Annotated in this window: 23 protein-coding genes, 1 tRNA gene and 1 pseudogene; 17 read left to right on the forward strand and 8 right to left on the reverse strand. The window is 36.3% G+C overall.

The window, feature by feature from the left end; genetic code table 11:
- Positions 1-20: 20 nt before the first annotated feature.
- The 3 genes from ACZ5N5_RS11895 to ACZ5N5_RS11905 form a co-directional block, all read right to left on the reverse strand.
- Positions 21-1,553, reverse strand: a complete 1,533-nt coding sequence (locus ACZ5N5_RS11895; protein ID WP_109985029.1) for a glycine betaine uptake BCCT transporter — start codon at positions 1,551-1,553, stop codon at positions 21-23.
- Positions 1,554-1,807: 254 nt separating this feature from the next.
- Entirely contained in the window at positions 1,808-3,082 is a 1,275-nt protein-coding gene (gene ltrA / locus ACZ5N5_RS11900; RefSeq protein WP_109982985.1) for a group II intron reverse transcriptase/maturase, read from the reverse strand.
- A 568-nt stretch (positions 3,083-3,650) separates the two neighbouring features.
- Positions 3,651-4,154 (reverse strand): CotY/CotZ family spore coat protein, encoded by a 504-nt coding sequence (locus ACZ5N5_RS11905; RefSeq protein WP_054788645.1) that lies wholly within the window; start codon positions 4,152-4,154, stop codon positions 3,651-3,653.
- A gap of 176 nt (positions 4,155-4,330) precedes the next feature.
- Between ACZ5N5_RS11905 and ACZ5N5_RS11910 the strand changes: the two genes are divergently transcribed.
- The 3 genes from ACZ5N5_RS11910 (at position 4,331) to ACZ5N5_RS11920 (ending at position 5,419) form a co-directional block, all read left to right on the forward strand.
- Positions 4,331-4,735, forward strand: a complete 405-nt coding sequence (locus ACZ5N5_RS11910; RefSeq protein ID WP_054860576.1) for a CotO family spore coat protein — start codon at positions 4,331-4,333, stop codon at positions 4,733-4,735.
- A gap of 78 nt (positions 4,736-4,813) precedes the next feature.
- Positions 4,814-5,059, forward strand: coding sequence for a hypothetical protein (locus tag ACZ5N5_RS11915; protein WP_277678585.1), 246 nt, complete (start codon positions 4,814-4,816; stop codon positions 5,057-5,059).
- An 84-nt stretch (positions 5,060-5,143) separates the two neighbouring features.
- The gene (locus ACZ5N5_RS11920; RefSeq protein ID WP_464372543.1) at positions 5,144-5,419 is read left to right on the forward strand and encodes a hypothetical protein; all 276 of its coding nucleotides are present in this window, start codon (positions 5,144-5,146) and stop codon (positions 5,417-5,419) included.
- A 34-nt stretch (positions 5,420-5,453) separates the two neighbouring features.
- Here ACZ5N5_RS11920 and ACZ5N5_RS11925 read toward each other — a convergent pair whose 3' ends face one another.
- The 3 genes from ACZ5N5_RS11925 to ACZ5N5_RS11935 form a co-directional block, all read right to left on the reverse strand.
- Positions 5,454-6,128 (reverse strand): DUF421 domain-containing protein, encoded by a 675-nt coding sequence (locus ACZ5N5_RS11925; RefSeq protein ID WP_464372544.1) that lies wholly within the window; start codon positions 6,126-6,128, stop codon positions 5,454-5,456.
- 65 nt (positions 6,129-6,193) lie between these two features.
- Positions 6,194-6,631 carry a GNAT family N-acetyltransferase gene (locus ACZ5N5_RS11930; RefSeq protein WP_054788660.1) on the reverse strand — a complete coding sequence of 146 codons (438 nt, stop codon included), beginning with the start codon at positions 6,629-6,631 and terminating at the stop codon, positions 6,194-6,196.
- 5 nt (positions 6,632-6,636) lie between these two features.
- Positions 6,637-7,356 carry an alpha/beta hydrolase gene (locus ACZ5N5_RS11935; RefSeq protein ID WP_464372545.1) on the reverse strand — a complete coding sequence of 240 codons (720 nt, stop codon included), beginning with the start codon at positions 7,354-7,356 and terminating at the stop codon, positions 6,637-6,639.
- Between the two features lie 124 nt (positions 7,357-7,480).
- Here ACZ5N5_RS11935 and ACZ5N5_RS11940 point away from each other — a divergent pair, with 124 nt between their 5' ends.
- From ACZ5N5_RS11940 to copZ, 5 genes are all read left to right on the forward strand, one after another.
- Positions 7,481-8,158 (forward strand): DUF3298 and DUF4163 domain-containing protein, encoded by a 678-nt coding sequence (locus ACZ5N5_RS11940; RefSeq protein WP_109985024.1) that lies wholly within the window; start codon positions 7,481-7,483, stop codon positions 8,156-8,158.
- Between the two features lie 98 nt (positions 8,159-8,256).
- A tRNA-Val gene (locus tag ACZ5N5_RS11945) sits at positions 8,257-8,329 on the forward strand.
- Positions 8,330-8,697: 368 nt separating this feature from the next.
- Positions 8,698-9,000 carry a metal-sensing transcriptional repressor gene (locus ACZ5N5_RS11950; RefSeq protein ID WP_054860589.1) on the forward strand — a complete coding sequence of 101 codons (303 nt, stop codon included), beginning with the start codon at positions 8,698-8,700 and terminating at the stop codon, positions 8,998-9,000.
- Between the two features lie 13 nt (positions 9,001-9,013).
- Complete coding sequence (locus tag ACZ5N5_RS11955) at positions 9,014-11,398, forward strand: heavy metal translocating P-type ATPase (RefSeq protein WP_464368228.1); 2,385 nt, start codon at positions 9,014-9,016, stop codon at positions 11,396-11,398.
- A gap of 27 nt (positions 11,399-11,425) precedes the next feature.
- Entirely contained in the window at positions 11,426-11,632 is a 207-nt protein-coding gene (gene copZ / locus ACZ5N5_RS11960; RefSeq protein WP_054860591.1) for a copper chaperone CopZ, read from the forward strand.
- Between the two features lie 316 nt (positions 11,633-11,948).
- Here the strand turns inward: copZ and ACZ5N5_RS11965 are convergent, their stop codons facing one another.
- Together ACZ5N5_RS11965 and ACZ5N5_RS11970 are read right to left on the reverse strand one after the other, a co-directional pair.
- Positions 11,949-12,809: an AraC family transcriptional regulator gene (locus ACZ5N5_RS11965; protein ID WP_109985013.1), complete on the reverse strand. Its 861-nt coding sequence runs from the start codon at positions 12,807-12,809 to the stop codon at positions 11,949-11,951.
- Positions 12,810-13,104: 295 nt separating this feature from the next.
- Positions 13,105-13,320: a transporter associated domain-containing protein gene (locus ACZ5N5_RS11970; RefSeq protein WP_181397584.1), complete on the reverse strand. Its 216-nt coding sequence runs from the start codon at positions 13,318-13,320 to the stop codon at positions 13,105-13,107.
- A 226-nt stretch (positions 13,321-13,546) separates the two neighbouring features.
- On the opposite strand from ACZ5N5_RS11970, the gene ACZ5N5_RS11975 reads away from it, so the two are divergent.
- The 9 genes and pseudogenes from ACZ5N5_RS11975 to ACZ5N5_RS12015 all read left to right on the forward strand — a co-directional run bounded on the left by ACZ5N5_RS11975 (position 13,547) and on the right by ACZ5N5_RS12015 (position 19,084).
- Positions 13,547-13,888: a hypothetical protein gene (locus ACZ5N5_RS11975; RefSeq protein WP_464372546.1), complete on the forward strand. Its 342-nt coding sequence runs from the start codon at positions 13,547-13,549 to the stop codon at positions 13,886-13,888.
- 143 nt (positions 13,889-14,031) lie between these two features.
- Complete coding sequence (locus ACZ5N5_RS11980) at positions 14,032-14,223, forward strand: hypothetical protein (protein WP_109985010.1); 192 nt, start codon at positions 14,032-14,034, stop codon at positions 14,221-14,223.
- Between the two features lie 20 nt (positions 14,224-14,243).
- A pseudogene (locus tag ACZ5N5_RS11985) lies at positions 14,244-15,055 on the forward strand (undecaprenyl-diphosphate phosphatase).
- A gap of 315 nt (positions 15,056-15,370) precedes the next feature.
- A complete protein-coding gene (locus ACZ5N5_RS11990) occupies positions 15,371-15,850 on the forward strand; it encodes a DsrE/DsrF/DrsH-like family protein (protein WP_109985009.1) in 480 nt (159 codons plus the stop codon).
- Between the two features lie 105 nt (positions 15,851-15,955).
- Positions 15,956-16,525 (forward strand): sulfurtransferase TusA family protein, encoded by a 570-nt coding sequence (locus ACZ5N5_RS11995; protein ID WP_109985008.1) that lies wholly within the window; start codon positions 15,956-15,958, stop codon positions 16,523-16,525.
- Positions 16,526-16,591: 66 nt separating this feature from the next.
- Positions 16,592-17,719 carry an MBL fold metallo-hydrolase gene (locus tag ACZ5N5_RS12000; RefSeq protein ID WP_109985007.1) on the forward strand — a complete coding sequence of 376 codons (1,128 nt, stop codon included), beginning with the start codon at positions 16,592-16,594 and terminating at the stop codon, positions 17,717-17,719.
- A gap of 26 nt (positions 17,720-17,745) precedes the next feature.
- Complete coding sequence (locus ACZ5N5_RS12005) at positions 17,746-17,973, forward strand: sulfurtransferase TusA family protein (protein WP_054860594.1); 228 nt, start codon at positions 17,746-17,748, stop codon at positions 17,971-17,973.
- Positions 17,974-18,026: 53 nt separating this feature from the next.
- Positions 18,027-18,803, forward strand: a complete 777-nt coding sequence (locus tag ACZ5N5_RS12010) for a sulfite exporter TauE/SafE family protein (RefSeq protein ID WP_054788661.1) — start codon at positions 18,027-18,029, stop codon at positions 18,801-18,803.
- 20 nt (positions 18,804-18,823) lie between these two features.
- The gene (locus ACZ5N5_RS12015) at positions 18,824-19,084 is read left to right on the forward strand and encodes a metal-sensing transcriptional repressor (RefSeq protein WP_054788650.1); all 261 of its coding nucleotides are present in this window, start codon (positions 18,824-18,826) and stop codon (positions 19,082-19,084) included.
- Positions 19,085-19,252: the final 168 nt, after the last annotated feature.

Below are 19,252 nucleotides of genomic sequence, written 5' to 3' on the forward strand. Positions count from 1 at the left end.
TAATGGGGATTTTTGATGAGCTATTCTGCCTTTTTTCGCTTCAATGTATAGTTTCTACCTTCTTCTTGAAAAGCTTTGAAGACGGAGATGACCACAAGGATCAATATAATGGCAAATGGGAATGCGGCTATTATAGACGCTGTTTGAAGGGCTTCTAAGCCACCTTGCCATAATAATACGGCCGCAGTACCTGATTGGACAACTCCCCATGCAACCTTAATTCTTACGTCAGGATTTAAATCTCCATTTGTTGTTTGCATACCAAGAACAAATGTCGCAGAGTCGGCAGAGGTGATAAAGAACGTACTTATTAAGAGTACAGCTAAAGTAATGGTAATGGTAGCTAATGGAAAGTTCTCTAATACAGTAAATAAAGCGGCTTCTGTACCTGAATCATCCATTACACCAGAAACATCGATTCCGTTATTCATTTGTAAAGAAATAGAGGATCCACCGAATACACTAAACCATAATGCACTAAAAATGGTTGGAACAAGGAGTACCCCTAGCACGAATTCACGTACAGTACGACCACGAGATACCCTTGCAATAAACATACCGACAAACGGTGCCCATGCAATCCACCATGCCCAGTAAAATATGGTCCATCCCTCTAACCATGTAGCATTATCCTCATTAAACGGAGCCATTCGAAAACTCATTTCAGGTAAGTTGGCTAAATAGGAGCCTAATGTTGTGGTGAAAAAGTTCATAATAAAGTTCGTCGGACCTGTGAACAAAACGAAAAGCATTAACAACACAGCTAAGACAATATTAGTATTACTTAAGTATTTGATTCCTTTGTTTAGACCAGTAAGCGCTGATGACATATATAAGACTGTCACGACACCGATAATAATTAATTGAAGTGTTATATTATTCACAACATTTCCAGTTAAAAATTCAATACCACTTCCAATTTGCTGTGCCCCTAAACCTAGTGACGTTGCGACACCGAATACCGTTGCAAATACGGCAATGACATTAATGAGAGTACCTAAACCACCATTCATTTTATCACCATATAATGGCTTAAGTGTACTACTTATAAGTCCAGGCTCGTCCTTTCTAAACTGGAAATAAGCAAGCGCTAAAGCAAGTGTTGCATAAACAGCCCATGGGTGGAAGCCCCAGTGGAAAAAACTATATTGCATTGCTACTCTTGCTGCTTCTGCTTCAGATTCTGTCGCATATGGTGGAGCAGTTAAATGAGAAATAGGTTCTGCAGCTCCCCAGAAGACAAGTCCAATCCCCATACCGGCACTGAATAACATAGCAAACCATGTTATGAAATTATATTCCGGCTTATCGCCATCTTTTCCGAGAACGATATTTCCGTATTTTGAGACAATTAAGAAGATCGCGAAGATTAAAAATGTGGTTGCAACGAGTAAGTAAAACCATCCAAAGCGTGTTACTAAAAATCCTTGAATATTAGTAGTAATGCTTGCTAGATTCCAAGTTGGCCAAACTTCCTTTGGGACGATACCCCAAATGATAAATAATAATGATATGATTAAAGAAATGTAAAATACTTTAGTCGTTTTTCGCACACAACCATCCTTTCTGATATTAAGTTTGATAAATATAAGACTATATTCTCCAATTCCTTATTGGAGTATCCGCATTTCACATACAAAGACGAATTTTAACAGATGATATGGCATAAATGCAAATGATATGGATATGTTTCCCTTATATATTGGAAATAAACCATCTCATTGGCAATCGAGTAGAGGGGAAAGTTAAATAACTATCCGCCCCTCTCACACCACCGTACGTACGGTTCCGTATACGGCGGTTCAATTTATATCACAGTGTGTACTTTTAAATAGTAGTCTAAGACAAAGGGTATACCCCTTTGCTTGAGACGTTTGTTAGATAAAGCTCTTTGAACCACCTTCGATAGCCCAATGAAACGATACCCTCTTCGACAGTAAGTTAAGCCTTTTGCTTCCTCTTCGGGAATGCCAAGCTGGATAAGAGATTTTATTCTCTTCTTGTTGTTCTTCCATTGCTTCCAGATGATTACTCGAAGTCGGGAGCGAAGTTTTGCGTCTACCGCTCCAAGTGCTTTCTTCATGTTGGCTATCTTGAAGTAGTTGACCCAACCAAGAATGACCTGTTTTAACTTGACGATTCTGTCATCTAGTGAGATGCCCAGATTCCGTTTCGTTAGCTTTCGCAGTTTCCTTTGAAATTTCTGAATCGATTTTTCATGTGGTCTTGGTTGGAACTTTTCCTTATTAAAATCATAGTAGAAACCGAATCCTAGAAATTTTGTTTCACCAGGACGGGAGATTCTACTCTTTTCCACATTTACCTTTAATCCCAATTTCTTCTCGATAAATTTTGTAATGGAAGTGAGCACTCTATTCGCTGCTTTTTCGCTTCTTATGAAAATGAGACTATCATCTGCGTATCTGACGAAACGCAGTCCTCTTGCTTCTAGTTCCTTATCCAACTCGTTCAACATAATGTTGCTTAGGAGTGGGCTAAGATTGCCTCCCTGTGGTGTTCCAACTGGCGTATCTTCATATTTACCATGGACCATTACTCCACTTACGAGATATTTCCGTATAAGGGAAATCACATCTCCATCTTTTATCGTATGGGAGATGATTCTCATCAGCTTGTCGTGATGAACCGTATCAAAGAATCGCTCTAAGTCAATATCTACTAACCATTCATATCCATCATTTATATATTCTAGTGCTTGAATAATTGCCATTTCACAGCTTCTTCTAGGTCGGAAACCATAGCTGTATTCACTGAATTGTTTTTCAAATATGGGGTTAAGTTTTTGACTGATTGCTTGTTGTACCACTCTGTCGACAACCGTTGGGATACCTAGTTTGCGCATTTTTCCATTTTCTTTTGGAATCTCGACTCGCAATGCTGGCGAAGGTTGGTATTTTCTTTTCCGGATTTGAGCACGAAGTTCATCCTTCTGTTCTTTCAGATATTCCTTTAATTCTTCTACACTCACTCCGTCTACTCCACTTGCACCTTTATTGCGATACACGCGCTTATAAGCTTGATTCATATTTTGATTGCTTAAGATTTCTTCTAAAAGCTCCACACTCGTTTCTTCCTTTCCGTTAACGTGACGATCAGACACTTCTCTTTTGAGTATCCTCTGAGATACGCTCATACTTTCCTCATTAACACATTCTGAAATATATCTGCCGTGCATTCATGGCGTAGAAACACTATAAATTGTTCAGCCCTTCATGATTTCATCACTACTATGGCTTCGGCTGACTTCTCACGGTAAACCTTTTTCGACCAGCTTTCTTTATAGGGGACTCCTCAGCTGTCCGTGAGACCTCCTAGGGTAAGACAACTATCTTTCCTCTTTTACTCGTCTGATTTACTCTATAGGATTACGCACATCTTTTGGACTTTGACTTGTTATGGAGCCTTATCCGCCTATAAAGCCTTGGTATCAGATTTCTGTTCGTCGAGCCAAGATTTTGATACACGCTTCCTTCAGCCCTTACCTCACGATAAGTACCTTGCGCTTCTCTAGTGGTTGGTTGATGTGTACCCCCACAGTGGACTTTCACCACCTAGATAGTCGCCATGCCTGGCGCACATAGAAAAAGGACTGCTAGGCAGCAGTCCTCTAATCAGAGAAAAGGGTTCATTTAGAATAAAGATACAGCTGGTAAACAAGTGATTGCACAGAAGCAGTTAAGATCTACTGTGATACAAATTCCAGTACGTTCAAGATCTGCTACTTCCTCTTTGTTGATTTGCTCACAAGGATCGTGGCAAGCATCATGCTCATTGTCGAATACTAACAATTCTAATACAGCACAGCAGTCATCTCCGACTTCTTTTACACGGAAGATAAAGCTCTCCACACAGTCAAATTTTGCTGGACCATTTCCGTGGGATTTGAATTCCGCACCAAATCCTTTAAATGGTTTATGATCTTTTCCATATAGGATAAATGGTACAGTGTCTAAACCATTTGTAGTTACAGGAGAGACAAGGCTTCTTATCGAACGTACGCAGCTAACATCACAAGTTCTATCTGCTACGTCATCTTGAGCATCAGCGATTGTACGAACAACGTCACAGACACAATTTCCGCTTTGGATGCCACCTACTTCGTTATCATTACAGCTATCGTGGTGTTTTCCCATAAATTACTACACTCCTTTTTATAAGATTTCCTTAACAATAATAATCTATGGAGAATTAGCGAATGTGTATGGACGAATGTCTCTATTTTGTAGGTAAATTTCATTCTTCTCGCACATTTATTGGGCTCTTCACATATGATTAATATATGAATTGGTGAGATAGGGAGGAATGGACAGTGAGTTCCATTAAAAGTAATAACCAAGAACCTAAGTTATATTTACACCAGCCAAAATTAACAAAGCCCGATCGTAAAATGCAAAGCTTTTATCATGCAAAGCATCCATTGAATGATAGTGACGAAATGTCTACAGAGGATCATGGTGAAGAAATAGTGGAAGATAGAAGTTCTTCTAAAAAACGATTTAAAGATATGACAATATTGGAGAAGATAGAACACTTTTCAAGAATACCTTCATACTTACCAAGAGTAAGATGTGAAATCATAACAGAAAGAAAAAAATACTATGGATATATTCTAGGTAGTAAAAGTAATATGGCACTAGTCCAAACTGTCAGTAAAGAGGAAGAAATTTCTGTTCCTATTGAGCAGATTACGGAAATAAACCTTATTGGCTTCTAAATAGGAGTGTGACACCCAATAGGTAAAGCTGCATAGGATATATCGATAATGATTTTGGGTAAAAGGGAGTGAAACAAATTGTCAGAAAAGAAAAAAGTGATTTATGTAAAAGATTTGGTTATTAAAGCAGATAATGTCCGAATCGAACCAACACGTCGCCGTGATCCTTTATTCGGGGGTGCTAGGCAGGAACCTCAAGCGGATGAGCGTGAACACCATCATGACAATGATGATGTGAGAGAAGAGAGAGATGAGAGACACGATCATGAGGAGCATGATGATCACAAGGATCGTGACGATCGCCCACCTTTTTCCTGGTTATAATGCGGATAAACAGCCAAATAGATGTTTAAGAAAACGAATATATGGGTATAGTTTTAAAATGGTGTGAATGGGGGAGGGTTTTCGATGGGGTATGTTATTCCAGTTGAGAATTATCAATATCAACAGTACCAACAGCGAGTGACGAAAAGAGAACGTGATCCTTTTCCAATTGAAAGACTATACCCAATTCAACTTGACAGTAATTATGACCGACTTCGCGAAAAGGATGTAGAACAAGCATTACTAAAAAAAGCGGGAGTAAAACAAGAGCAAAAGGATTTAGAATACATGAAATCGATAAACAATCAGATATATGCAAAAATGACGGGAAAGGGTCGTCAATTCATTGCAAAAGTATAGCCAGACATCGGTGATGTCTGGCTATATTTGTTTTCTAGAATCCTTGAATATACAGTCCGTTATTTTTATCATATTCTGCATAAAATACATCTCGTATCGAATACACTTCTTCTTTTTTTAATTCTTCCTCCAGCCAAGCTTTGTCATAGCCAATCTCGGAGAGGTTATCATAAAGAATTTCCCCGTCATTAATGATCATAAACGTAAGGGCAACACTTTCTAAAGGAAGATTGAAGTCTTTACGGACAGGTGACTGATAATTTGTCTTCTTCAATACAGATACCGTCCCATCTGTTTCCAAAATAGCATATTCGACTTCTTTAACGGAAAATACCCCTTTGGAGCGAAGTAAATGCAAGAGCTGGTTCATATCTAATTTTGCTTTCCTCATTTGCTCGCGCTGTATTTTTCCTTTATGAATCATGATCGAGGGGCTACCCTCTAATAATGAACGAGACTTTTTATATTTTTGGGTAATGATCTCTGTTACATAAAGCAAAACTCCCCATAAAATAACGGCAAAACCCATGTGGAGAATGCCGACCTCTTTATCATATAAACCATTTCCAATTAATTCTCCCAAAATTAAAGCAGAAATGAAGTCAAAGGCGGTTAATTGCTTAATTTGTGTTTTTCCAAGGCTTTTAGCTAAAATAAATAAGATAATGAACCCAAAAAAGGTTTCCAGTAAAATGGCACCATACTCCATTAGGCTTATCCCTGCCTTTATCTTTAATCTAACAATAGGATAGCCAATTTAGGAAGTATACATACCTATCTATTCCATTCGGTAAGGCTTTTGATCATTTCGACATGAGGTATTCCTGCATCCATGAATTGGTCTGATACGGTTTTATACCCAAGTTTTTGATAAAACTTTTCTGCTTGAATCTGTCCGTGTAATTTTGCCTTATTCAAACCATTTTCTTTTGCATAATTTTCCATAAACAATAAAATGTCTTTTCCGTAGCCCTTTCCACGAAAGTCCTTTCGTATACAAATCCGTTCCATTTTACCATAATCATTTTGAAAGCGAATCCGGCTTGCTGCAATAGGTTTGCCTTCACTGTAACCAACGAAATGAGTGGCCATTTTTTCTAGTTCATCAATTTCCAATTCAACTGGTACGTTCTGTTCCTCGACAAATACTTCTTTCCGCACTTGATAAGCATCTTGAAGCTGCTCATCTGTTTGTACTATTTTGATTTCCAATTCCTTCACTCTCCCAATATATGTATTAGTATTTTGCGTAAGTCCTGTTGCCAATATGTCCATGTATGATCACCATTAAATTCCTCATAAGTATAATTCGATACTTTTTTAGCTAATAAATGCTGAAAGGTACGATTCTCAGCTAAAAAATCCAGCACCTCCCCAGTCGTTATCTTTACATCTGTTTCTTCTGTACCGACGGAGTGATATACCTTTAGTCCCTGAAGTTGATTGGTTTCACGAATTTTTTTTAATACCGTTTCATTGACAAAAGGGGATTGCATAACCACTTTATTGATCGTACTAGGATAACTACTTGCAATCATAAAGGCTAACGTACCAGCAAGTGAATCTCCCATCAATGTATAGGAAAGAGGGGTTATATGTAACTTTTCCTCAAGTGATGGTATTACCTCACGGATTAGGAAATCGATATACTTCTTTTGTAGTTTCCCGTCAGGATGATATTTATCCAATCTATCATATCGATCCTGATAATGAATGCCAACAAAAATAGTTGGCTCAATCTCCATTGAAGCATGAAGCTGATCACTTAATGTTGCTATACGTCCGATTCGGAAATAATCATCACCGTCCTGCATGATACATAGCTGGTAATCATGAAAAGGTGAAAATCCCTCTGGAACGTAAATTTTAACCGTTAGAGCTTCCTGTAAATATTGACTTTCAATCACTAAATCCTCCATTTTTCCTTTACGCTTCATTCTATTTCCCCCATATAAACAGTACTTTTTAAAAAGTGTATCATAATTGCTCGAAAAGAGAAGAAATTTGCATGAAACGGTTCAAGATGTGCAACCTAATGAAAAAAGAAGGGTGTGTCAACGAATGAATTGGAAAAAAACAACTGCCATCTATTTATCGATATTTCTTGTCCTGTTTAGTGTTACTGGATTAGCGGTAAATGCTAATGAATCAACAGGAAAAACAGCCACCGTTCAAGCTGAATATTATAAAAATAACGAACAACTAAAATATCCTCAAGTAAGTGATGTTACTGATAAAAAGATGGAAAAAAGGATAAATCAAGATTTTACAAACTATATTAAGAAAGCCTATAAGGAATATAAAGAAAATGAAAAACAAGCAGAAAAGCATGGGTTTGCAGCAGATTTTCAGACAGAATTTGAAGTGAAATATAATCAACTCCCAAGGCTTAGTATCTTAATGAGTAAATATATCTTTAGTGGTGGAGCCCATGGCAACACAACTGTTGAGTCCTTTAATTATAATGTAGAGACAGGTAAAAGGGTTTATCTAACTGATATTTTGACAACAGATGAACAGATTAAAGCTGTTACCGATTATGTGTGGGAATACGCAATTGAACGTCCGGAAATCTTCTACCCAGATCTTAAAAAAGAGGATATACAATTAGGAAAACAGACAGCATTTTATTTTAATAATCAGGGCATCACATTAGTATTTCAGCAATACGAAATTGCCCCTTATGTCTCAGGCAATCAAGAAATTGTTATCCCAAGTGAAATATATGAAGAAACCTGATTCTCTGGATCAGGTTTTTATTTCGCAAATAAAGTAAGGCAGAGTTAATTGACAAAATAATAATAATTCCCTATAGTTATAATACAGTTACATATCATGATTCCGTAGCTCAGCTGGGAGAGCGCCACCTTGACAGGGTGGAGGTCGTTGGTTCGAGCCCAATCGGAATCATAGCCCTAAACCCTTGGTATATAGCGATTCTTGATTTAATTCGAGAGTCGCTATTTTTTTATGAGAATAACCAAAATGCCGACATGTATTTTTAAAGACCTTATCTTGCGATAGGAAATATTTCTGTTTTCTTACTAGCGGCATCATGGTTCCCGCTAGTATATATTCTTGTTTTATACTTGCAGCAGATTTTACAGCTTTCTCCATTTGTTGCAGCAATCGCAAAGCTACCCAAAATAGTACCCATTAATCACAAATATTATAAAAGTTTCAAGCTTTATTGATAGGAGACGAAAGTTCTATATTATTTGACAAATATACCATAAGGGGGTATAGTATAAGTATAAAATAAAAAGGAAGTGATTTATTTGGATAAGTTCTTACAGGATCACCCAAGTAAACCTAGAACAAAAGATGAAAAGCAAAAAGTAATCAACCGTTTAAAACGTATCGAAGGACAAGTACGCGGAATTCAGAAAATGGTTGAGGAAGACAGGTATTGTGTTGATATTTTAGTACAAATTAGTGCAATACAGTCCGCGTTAAAAAATGTTGGTTTCTCTGTCACAGAACGACATCTTAACCATTGTGTTAGTGATGCGATTAAGCAAGGTGACGGGAAAGCAACGATTGATGAATTAATGAGTGTGATGAAGCAGTTTTCCAAGTAAGGAGGAAACGATTATGGGAGAAACAAATCATGCAACACTTGGTATAACGGGAATGACCTGTGCTGCTTGTTCAACGCGAATTGAAAAGGTATTAAATAAAATGGATGGAGTTGAGGCACAAGTCAATTTAACTACCGAAAAAGCAACTGTAGATTACGATTCTGAGAAGACTTCCATTGAGGATATTACAAAAAAAATTGAAAAAGTTGGCTACGGGGTTTTAATGGAAAAAACAGAATTAGATGTTTTTGGAATGACTTGTGCTGCATGTTCAACCCGAATTGAAAAAGTCTTGAATAAACAAGAGGGTGTTAAGTCTGCTTCTGTAAACTTAACAACAGAATCTGCATCAATACAATATAATCCAGGATTGGTAAACCCGAAAGCAATCATTGAGAAAATTAAAAAGCTTGGCTATGATGCAAAGCCAAAAGTGGAAGCAGCAGAAAAACAAACACATAAAGAAAAAGAAATTAAGAATATGAAGACAAAATTAATAATTTCTGCCGTTTTAGCTGCACCGCTTTTAGTTACGATGCTGGTTCATTTATTTAATATGACAATACCGGCCATCTTTATGAATCCATGGTTCCAGTTTACTTTAGCAACACCTGTCCAATTTATTATCGGCTGGCAATTTTATGTTGGGGCATATAAGAACCTTCGTAATGGTGGAGCGAACATGGATGTGCTTGTTGCATTAGGTACAAGTGCGGCTTATTTTTACAGTTTATATGAATCATTTAAGACCATTGGTAATCCTGAATATATGCCTCATCTATACTTTGAAACAAGTGCTGTTTTAATCACTTTGATATTATTTGGTAAGTATTTGGAAGCAAGAGCAAAGAGTCAAACGACGAATGCACTGTCTTCTTTACTTAATTTACAAGCGAAAGAAGCACGTGTGATAAGAAATGGCGAGGAAACGATGATACCAGTGGAAGAAGTTGCCGTTGGGGATCGTTTAGTTGTAAAACCGGGTGAGAAAATACCTGTTGATGGTATGGTTGTAAAAGGAAGAACATCTGTCGATGAATCGATGATTACAGGAGAATCTATTCCAATTGAAAAAGAAATAGACGCAATTGTTATAGGGTCAACGATCAATAAAAATGGTTCGATTGAAATGGAAGCAACAAAAGTTGGTAAAGATACTGCCCTTGCATCGATTGTGAAAATTGTAGAGGATGCCCAAGGTTCTAAAGCACCAATCCAGCGATTAGCTGATATCATTTCAGGTTATTTCGTACCGATTGTTGTGGGGATAGCCATTCTCACATTTGTCATATGGATAGCATTTGTCCAACCTGGCCAGTTTGAACCAGCTCTAGTTGCAGCAATTGCTGTCCTTGTTATTGCCTGTCCTTGTGCTTTAGGCCTTGCAACACCTACATCCATTATGGTTGGAACAGGAAAGGCTGCAGAGAATGGAATCCTGTTTAAAGGTGGAGAGCATCTCGAGCGTACACATGCATTAAATGCAATCGTGCTCGATAAAACAGGTACCATCACAAAAGGAAAACCCGAAGTTACAAACTTTACTGGTGATAAGGAAACATTACAGTTACTTGCTAGTGCGGAGAAAGGCTCAGAACATCCGCTGGCGGAAGCTATTGTAGCGTATGCAACCGAAAAAAATATCGAATTAGTTAATGTAGATGATTTTACTGCAATACCTGGACATGGTATCGAAGTAACGATATCAAATAAACAAATTCTTGTTGGTAATCGAAAACTCATGCAGAATCACCAAATCGACGTTGGTGGAGCTGAACAAGAATTGATTGATTATGAGATAGAAGGAAAAACAGCAATGTTAATAGCAATTGATGGACAGTTTCGTGGAATTGTTTCGGTCGCTGATACCATTAAAGAAACAGCACCACAAGCAATTAGAGAGTTAAAAAAAGAAGGCTTAGAAGTTATCATGTTAACAGGTGATAATGAGCGAACTGCACAAGCAATTGCCAAACAGGTTGGCATCGACAAAGTAATTGCTCAAGTTTTACCAGAAGAAAAAGCAGATAAAGTGAAAGAAATTCAGGATAAGGGTAAAAAGGTTGCAATGGTCGGTGATGGGGTAAATGATGCCCCAGCATTAGCAATCGCTGATATTGGAATTGCTATTGGTACGGGAACGGAAGTAGCCATTGAAGCTGCCGATGTCACGATTCTTGGTGGGGAGTTATTGCTTATTCCAAAAGCAATCAAAATTAGCCATGCCACAATCAAGAATATCCGCCAAAATCTTTTCTGGGCCTTCGGTTACAATACAGCAGGAGTCCCGATTGCAGCATTAGGTCTACTGGCGCCTTGGATTGCTGGTGCAGCAATGGCATTAAGTTCGGTAAGTGTTGTCTCTAACTCATTACGCTTAAAACGAGTCAAGTTATAAAGTCCACCTTAAAGGAGGTGAATGGTCATGGAAAAAACGTTAATCGTACAAGGCATGACATGCGGCCATTGCAAAATGTCCGTTGAAGGGGCATTAAAAGAAATAGATGGCGTGTCAGCTGCTGAGGTTAATTTAGAAGCTGGTAGTGTAGATGTAACTTATGATGAGTCTAAAGTAAATATTGATGTCATGAAAGAAGCTATTGAAGAACAAGGCTATGACATAGAAGCTTAATATAAGGAGAAGCTGGTTTTCAGTAATGAAAATCAGCTTTTTTCATTATAAAGCTAAACCACAATCGGAATCATACACCGTGCATGGTTACAGCATTTTAGGTCGAAGTGTTAACACTATTTTTTTACATTGTGTTGTGGTACCTAAGTCGTAAGTGTTCCGCCTTTTAGCGTTAAAATTATTACATAGAAGGCTTTTTAAAGGAAAATGGACATCACATAAGAGTTATAATGGTAGTACGTTTGAATGGTCAAAAAAAGAAAAAAGCAATGCCGAAAGATTAGCATTGCTCTTCATATATTATTGGTTATGCTTTTTACTTGCTCCGAACAGGAATCCAAATTTCACTATAAGCATAGTTATCATTATTATCCATTTTAGTAAATGAAAAAGCAGGAGCATTGATTACTTCATAATTAGAAGAAGGAAGCCATTCTGAATATGTTTTTGCCATTGTTTCTTGTAAAGTAGATGGAAATGGTCCTTCGTTTGGAAATATTGCCCAAGTGCATGCTTCAACGGCTACTTTATCTAATTGATCACTTACTTGATTTTTAGTCGTTAAAACTCCTATCAAGTGTGTTAAATCCCCTTCTTCTTTTAAGAAATTTGCGTCAGCATTATAAGAAGCATTAACAATTTCATAGGGCTCTATATTTTGAAGTGAATGCATTTCTTTTCTTTGTTCTTCTGTTATACTTTCTGCCAATTTTACAATTTCGTTATTTACACCTTCAAATTGCATTGGAACACGTTTACTTACACCAACTAAATTAAACGCTGGTTTATCTTCAATTCTAAATTCCATAGAAATTCCTCCTTTAACAGTAATTACGAATGAAAGTTTAGGAAATGATTTGCTTATCCTTTTTTTTATTACATCTGAAGGTAAAAAACCACACCATTTTTTAAATGCCCTTGTAAAACCATCTACTGATTGATAACCATATTTAAAAGCAACATCCGTAACCTTTTCTCCACTCAATAAATCCTTATTCGCTTCAGATAGTTTTCTGTTTTTTATATATTCATTCAGGGTCAACCCTGAAAGATGAAAAAATACTGTTCTAAAATGATAGTCCGAAACCCCAGCATATTCAGAAATGTTTTCAAGAGACAGGTCATCGGTTAAATGAACTTCAATATAGTCAATCACTTCGTTTAGTTCTTTTAACAACATATCCCTCCTTTCATGAATACATCATACCAAAGCAAATATAAAAGTACTCGACATTTTTAACAAAAAAATATCGTGTTGTTAATGGTTATGAAAACTCTGACTAAATGCATCACATCATGGTAAGATTATTTTGGTGCAAGTTCTTGCTTAGTAACTTGGGCCTTACTTAGTTTCTGCACTAACGTTGCGTGAGTACGTCTTAATAGACAGTAGGGGTACACCTACACTTGGTGACAAAAAAAGACCGCTTAATAAAGTGGTCTCCCGTACAATGTTATTAGTTAGCGATTACTTAGTATATAATTTTACTTTTTTTATTTGATCGCTCAGTTACTTTGAATTTTAGTGTATCGTGTGGTACGACTGTTTCTTCTTTTTCGTCTATGTTTTTATTAAGTATCCAGCCTGAAATAGTATCTACATTTTCATTTATTAAAGTAATTTCAAAGAAAGCATTTACAACTTGAATTGAAGTTTTGCCATCAATTAAATACGTATTATCGTTCAACTCAATAATTTATAGCATAATATTAATCTTAAATGTTAATCTACTATTTAAACGAAACGAAAATAGTTACATACAAATATCAAAAAGGAAGATGAAAATTCAACTCGATATAAGACTATATGCACCCATATTCCCTCTAACGTACTCGAATAATATTTAAGCTTTTACGTTTCTTTATCACTGAATTTGCTTTTATTGCTTAATATTTTATAATAAAGGAAGATGAATGGAGGTGAAAAAAGTGAGGAGTTCTTTTTTACTGTGTTTAGTATCTTTTTTCTTAACTGCGACATTGGTAGTCAACACAACAGATGATATATCTGTCAATGGAAATGCTAACGATGTGGCTGTCTCTGCACAAGAGCTGGTTATTAATGATGAAGCAATAACTGATAGTGTTTTTTATACCGTGCAGAAATTTAAGTTGTTTATTTTATTGAAAGCTGATAACGAAGCGATAAATAAAAACATCAATTCTTTAGAGAAAAACAAGTTTAATCTGACAGATGAGAACAAACAATTTTTAGAGAATTGTAAAATCGTTCAACACACCTCAAACTACCTCTAACTTACATATCTACTTAGTCTAGTCTCTTCTCTAGGCTTATTTTCACGACCATAAAATTTATTTTTTTTATTTTTGCCTTGCTTAGGCTTATTTTGTTATGCCTTAAAAACTATAATCAAAAAGAAGTGTGGAAGGAATAGATAATGAAAAATAAAAAAGAGTTTTTACAAACGGTGGAGTGCTACTTAGTTATGCTGCTTTTGTTTCTAGTATTTTTTGGCTCTATTTATATTGCGGGCGAAATATCGGGAAGTAATGAAATACTTTCTGAACTACCTGACTTTTCTTGGGATATGATAAATACATGGGATGAAATTAAAAATAAAAGTAATTAAATTAGAGGGAGAAATGGATATTGAAGGAAATTTTTATAGCATTCATATTGGGAATTGTAGAAGGGTTGACAGAATTTGCCCCCATCTCCTTTACCGGCCACATGATTATTGTGGATGATCTTCTGTTACAATCCAAGAAAACTTTTTCAACTGAAATAGCAAATACATTCAAAATTGTTATTCAGTTAGGCTCCATATTAGCCGTTGTGATTGTATTCAAAGACAGGATGAAGCTATTACTTAATCTGAATCAGAAGACAGGATATAAATCTGTAAAAAGATTAACAATCCGTCATATTGTCATTGGGCTATTACCTGCAGGTGTTCTAGGAATTCTATTCGATGATTATATTGATGAATATTTATTTTCAGTTGAGACAGTCATTGTAGGGTTAGTTTTTGGTGCGATTTTGATGATTATAGCGGACTGGAAATCAAAGCGTATGATAAAAACTAATTCTATAGATCAACTAACTTTAAATCAAGCGTTCATCATAGGAGTTTTTCAGTGTTTCGCATTATGGCCCGAATTTTCACGATCTGGTTCAACAATATCTGGAGGGGTTATTTTAGGTGTCAGTCATCGTGCAGCAGCAGACTTTACTTTCATCATGGCTGTACCAATCATGTTGGGTGCAAGTACTATTTCATTAGTAGACAACTGGCAATACTTCACATTAGATACAGTGCCATTTTTTATATGCGGATTTGTTAGTGCATTTGTATTTGCGTTAATATCCATTAAGTTTTTCTCGAGTTGATAGATAAAGTGAAATTAACTCCATTTGCTAGTTACCGATTCCTAGTAGCAAACGTAAATCCTTATAAATAAAGGATATAATGCGAGTATGTTTTTGATAGATGACCTCACTTTATTTTGACAGGGTGGAGATCGTTGGTTCGAGTCAAATTCGGAATCATAAAAATAAGCCTTAAACCTTTATAACACTGGTTTGGGGCTTTAGTTAATCAAAAAAATAATAATTTTTTTGTTGACAAAATACCTATAAGGGTATATTATAGACTTCGTCAGATCGACATCACAGTTGATATATAATAAAAATGGGATTATACTCATTTTTATTTTTTTAATATCAATTATACCCGCAGGGGTAATTGTTGAGTGAATAAATATAGGAGGATTAACATGTTGGAAAAGGGAAAAACAACCATCGTTTTATTTAGTGGTGACTATGATAAAGCAATGGCAGCTTATATTATTGCGAATGGTGCAGCAGCATATGATCATGAAGTTACCATCTTTCATACATTTTGGGGCTTAAATGCACTTAGAAAAAATGAAAAGATTGATGTCAAAAAAGGTTTTATGGAAAAAATGTTTGGAAAGATGATGCCAAAGGGTGCAGATAAAATGGGGTTATCCAAAATGAATTTCGCTGGAATTGGACCTAAAATGATTAAAAATGTAATGAAAAAGCACAATGTGATGAGCTTACCCAACTTAATTGAAATGGCTCAAGAACAAGAGGTTAAGCTAGTTGCATGTACAATGACAATGGATCTATTAGGACTTCAAAAAGAAGAATTACTAGATGACATCGACTACGCAGGAGTGGCAGCTTATCTAGCTGATGCGAAAGATGGTCATGTAAACTTGTTTATTTAAATTTTCTTCGAGAGTGATAGATTGGAAAAATCCCTAGAAAAATCCGGAATGCCATACTTGAAAGAACAAGAGAATAAGAAATTTTAAGTATTTGGAGGTATTAATATGAGAGCAATTAAAGCAAATTTGTTATTAGATGCAAAAGGTCTATCGTGTCCAATGCCTATCGTGAAAACAAAAAAAGCGATGAAGGATTTAGAAGCAGGGCAAGTTATGGAAGTGCAAGCAACAGATAAAGGATCTAAGGCTGATATACAAGCATGGGCTAATAGCTCTGGACACCAATATTTAGGGACGCTGGAAGAAGGTGACGCTTTAAAACATTATTTAAGAAAAGCGTCTGAAGAAGATACTGTAGAAAGGAACCATCCAGTAACTGCTACTAATGATGAATTGGAATCTAACCTAGATAAAGATATTGTGGTTCTCGATGTAAGAGAGTCAGCAGAATATGCCTTTAATCATATTCCCGATGCCGTATCGATTCCATTAGGTGAATTAGAGGAAAGAATGAATGAGTTGAATAAAGAGGATAAAATTTATGTGGTGTGTCGAACCGGTAGCAGGAGTGATTTAGCTGCACAAAAATTAGCAGAAAATGGTTTTTTGAATGTATTAAATGTTTTACCAGGTATGAGCAACTGGACTGGTAAAACAACTAAACTAGATGGCTAATATCACTATAGACTATAGGAAGTTAAATTTTTTTACAACAAATGATACTATAGGGGGTAATTGGTGATGGCAGTAAATAGGATGACTGCACATGAGGTAACGCAAAAAATAATAGATAAACGGGAATTATTTATTTTGGATGTACGTAATGAAGATGCATTTGAAGATTGGAAGATTGAAGGAGAAAACATTGAATATTTAAACATTCCCTATTTCGAACTTTTAGACGGAGTAGATGAAATCTTTGAAAAAATTCCTTCCAATAAAGATATATTAGTAGTTTGTGCCAAGGAAGGCTCATCTGTCATGGTAGCAGAAATGCTATCTGGTGCAGGATTAAATGTATCTTATCTTCAAGGTGGAATGAAGGCATGGAGTGAGCACCTAGAGCCTGTTAAAGTAGGTGACTTAAAAGACGGTGGAGAGATTTATCAGTTTGTCCGTATCGGTAAAGGATGTCTTTCTTATATGATCCTTTCAGATGGAGAAGCTGCTATTATTGATGCTACAAGAATGACTGATATTTTCTTAGATTTTGCTAGAAAGAAAGCGGTAAGTGTCACGAACGTGCTCGATACACATTTGCATGCAGATCATATATCAGGTGGTAGAAAGCTAGCAGAATTAACAGGTGCTAGCTATTGGTTACCTGCTAAAGATGCCGTCGAGGTAACCTTTCAGTACAATGCTTTAGAAGATGGAAATGTCGTAAAAATCGGTAAAACAGCGATAGAAATTCAAGCATTGCATTCACCAGGTCATACGATCGGTTCTACATCTTTTGTGGTAGAAGAGAAATTCTTGTTATCTGGAGATATTCTGTTTATTGATTCGATTGGAAGACCTGACTTAGCTGGAAAAGCAGAAGATTGGGTTGGAGATTTAAGGGAGACTTTATATTCTCGTTATAAAGAACTGTCAGGAGATCTAGTAGTTCTACCAGCACACTTTATGAGGATGGAAGAACTAAATGACGATGGTAGGGTTGCAGAAAAATTAGATGTTCTCTTTACAAAGAATCATGGACTAAATATCGAAGATGAAACTGATTTTCGCAAAATAGTGACAGAAAATTTACCACCACAACCAAATGCATACCAAGAAATACGTGAAACAAATATGGGGAAAATAACACCTAAGGAAGAGGAGCAAAGAGAAATGGAAATCGGGCCAAATCGTTGTGCGGTACGTTAAATAACAATTAAAGGAGGAAGAGGTAAATGGATGTTACTAAAGTAATAGATGCAAAAGGTTTAGCATGTCCAATGCCAATAGTAAGAACAAAAAAAGCGATGGATGAATTGGAATCTGGCCAAATCTTAGAAGTTCAAGCTACAGATAAAGGTGCTAAAAGTGATTTAACAGCATGGGCGAAATCTAGTGGACATGAGCTACTAAATTTTTCAGAAGAAAATGATGTATTTTTGTTTTGGATTAAGAAAAGTTAATGAAAGGGAACCACGAGGATGGTTCCCTTTTATTTAGGATAGGAAGTGTGAAAATGGATTTTGCTTTTATGATTACCGTATTTTTAATCGGTTTTGTTGGATCATATATTTCAGGAATGTTAGGGATAGGCGGTTCGATCATCAAATATCCGATGCTTTTATACATTCCACCATTATTTGGTGTGGCAACTTTTTCAGCACATGAGGTATCTGGAATTAGCGCAGTCCAAGTTTTGTTTGCAACAATTGGTGGCGTTTGGGCATATCGAAAAGGAGGATATTTAAATAAAACACTGATTGCTTATATGGGGATAAGTATTCTAATAGGTAGTTTTATAGGTGGGTATGGATCGAAGCTATTATCCGGAGGTGAAATTAATCTAACATATGGCATATTGGCACTAATTGCTGCCATCATGATGTTTGTTCCGAAAAAGGGAATTGACGATATCCCTCTAGAAAAAGTTACATTTAATAAATGGTTGGCAGCATTCTTTGCTTTAGTTGTCGGGATTGGAGCTGGAATTGTTGGAGCAGCTGGGGCGTTCTTATTAGTTCCGATCATGCTAGTCTTTCTTAAAGTTCCGACACGTATGACGATCGCTTCGTCATTAGCGATAACTTTTATCTCGTCTATTGGTGCTACTATAGGGAAGATCACGACAGGCCAGGTAGACTACTTACCAGCTGTAATTATGATTATTGCTAGCTTAATCGCGTCCCCCTTAGGAGCGAATGCAGGCAAAACAATCAACACGAAATACTTGCAGATTATTTTAGCCATCCTTATTGCAGGTACAGCCATTAATATCTGGATGGATATTTTGTGAATGGAAAGGAGTAGGCATCTATGGAGTATAATGCTCAATTGAAAAATAGAATAAAAAGAATAGAAGGCCAAGTCAGAGGTTTATTACGTATGATGGAAGAACAAAAGGATTGTAGAGATGTGGTGATACAAATGACGGCTGTAAGAAGTGCTTTAGACCGTACAGCTGCATTAATTGTTAGTACAAATCTTGAGCAGTGTATTCGTGAGGAACAACAAACTGGTGAAAAATCAGAAGCGTTAATAAAAGAAGCAGTAAATTTACTTGTGACAAGTAGGTAATAGTTTTTTTGTTTATATAACACTATTTAGGTGAAAATATAATAGAAAACTGGTTTCCATTTAATAATAATTATCCAATAAGGAGGTAGACTTATGTCTGAGAAAAAATTAATCCCGATAACGCACATAAGATAATAAGTGAAGAAAGAAGATCATCATTACCACCTG

It is taken from the genome of Gracilibacillus sp. JCM 18966 (assembly GCF_055392695.1).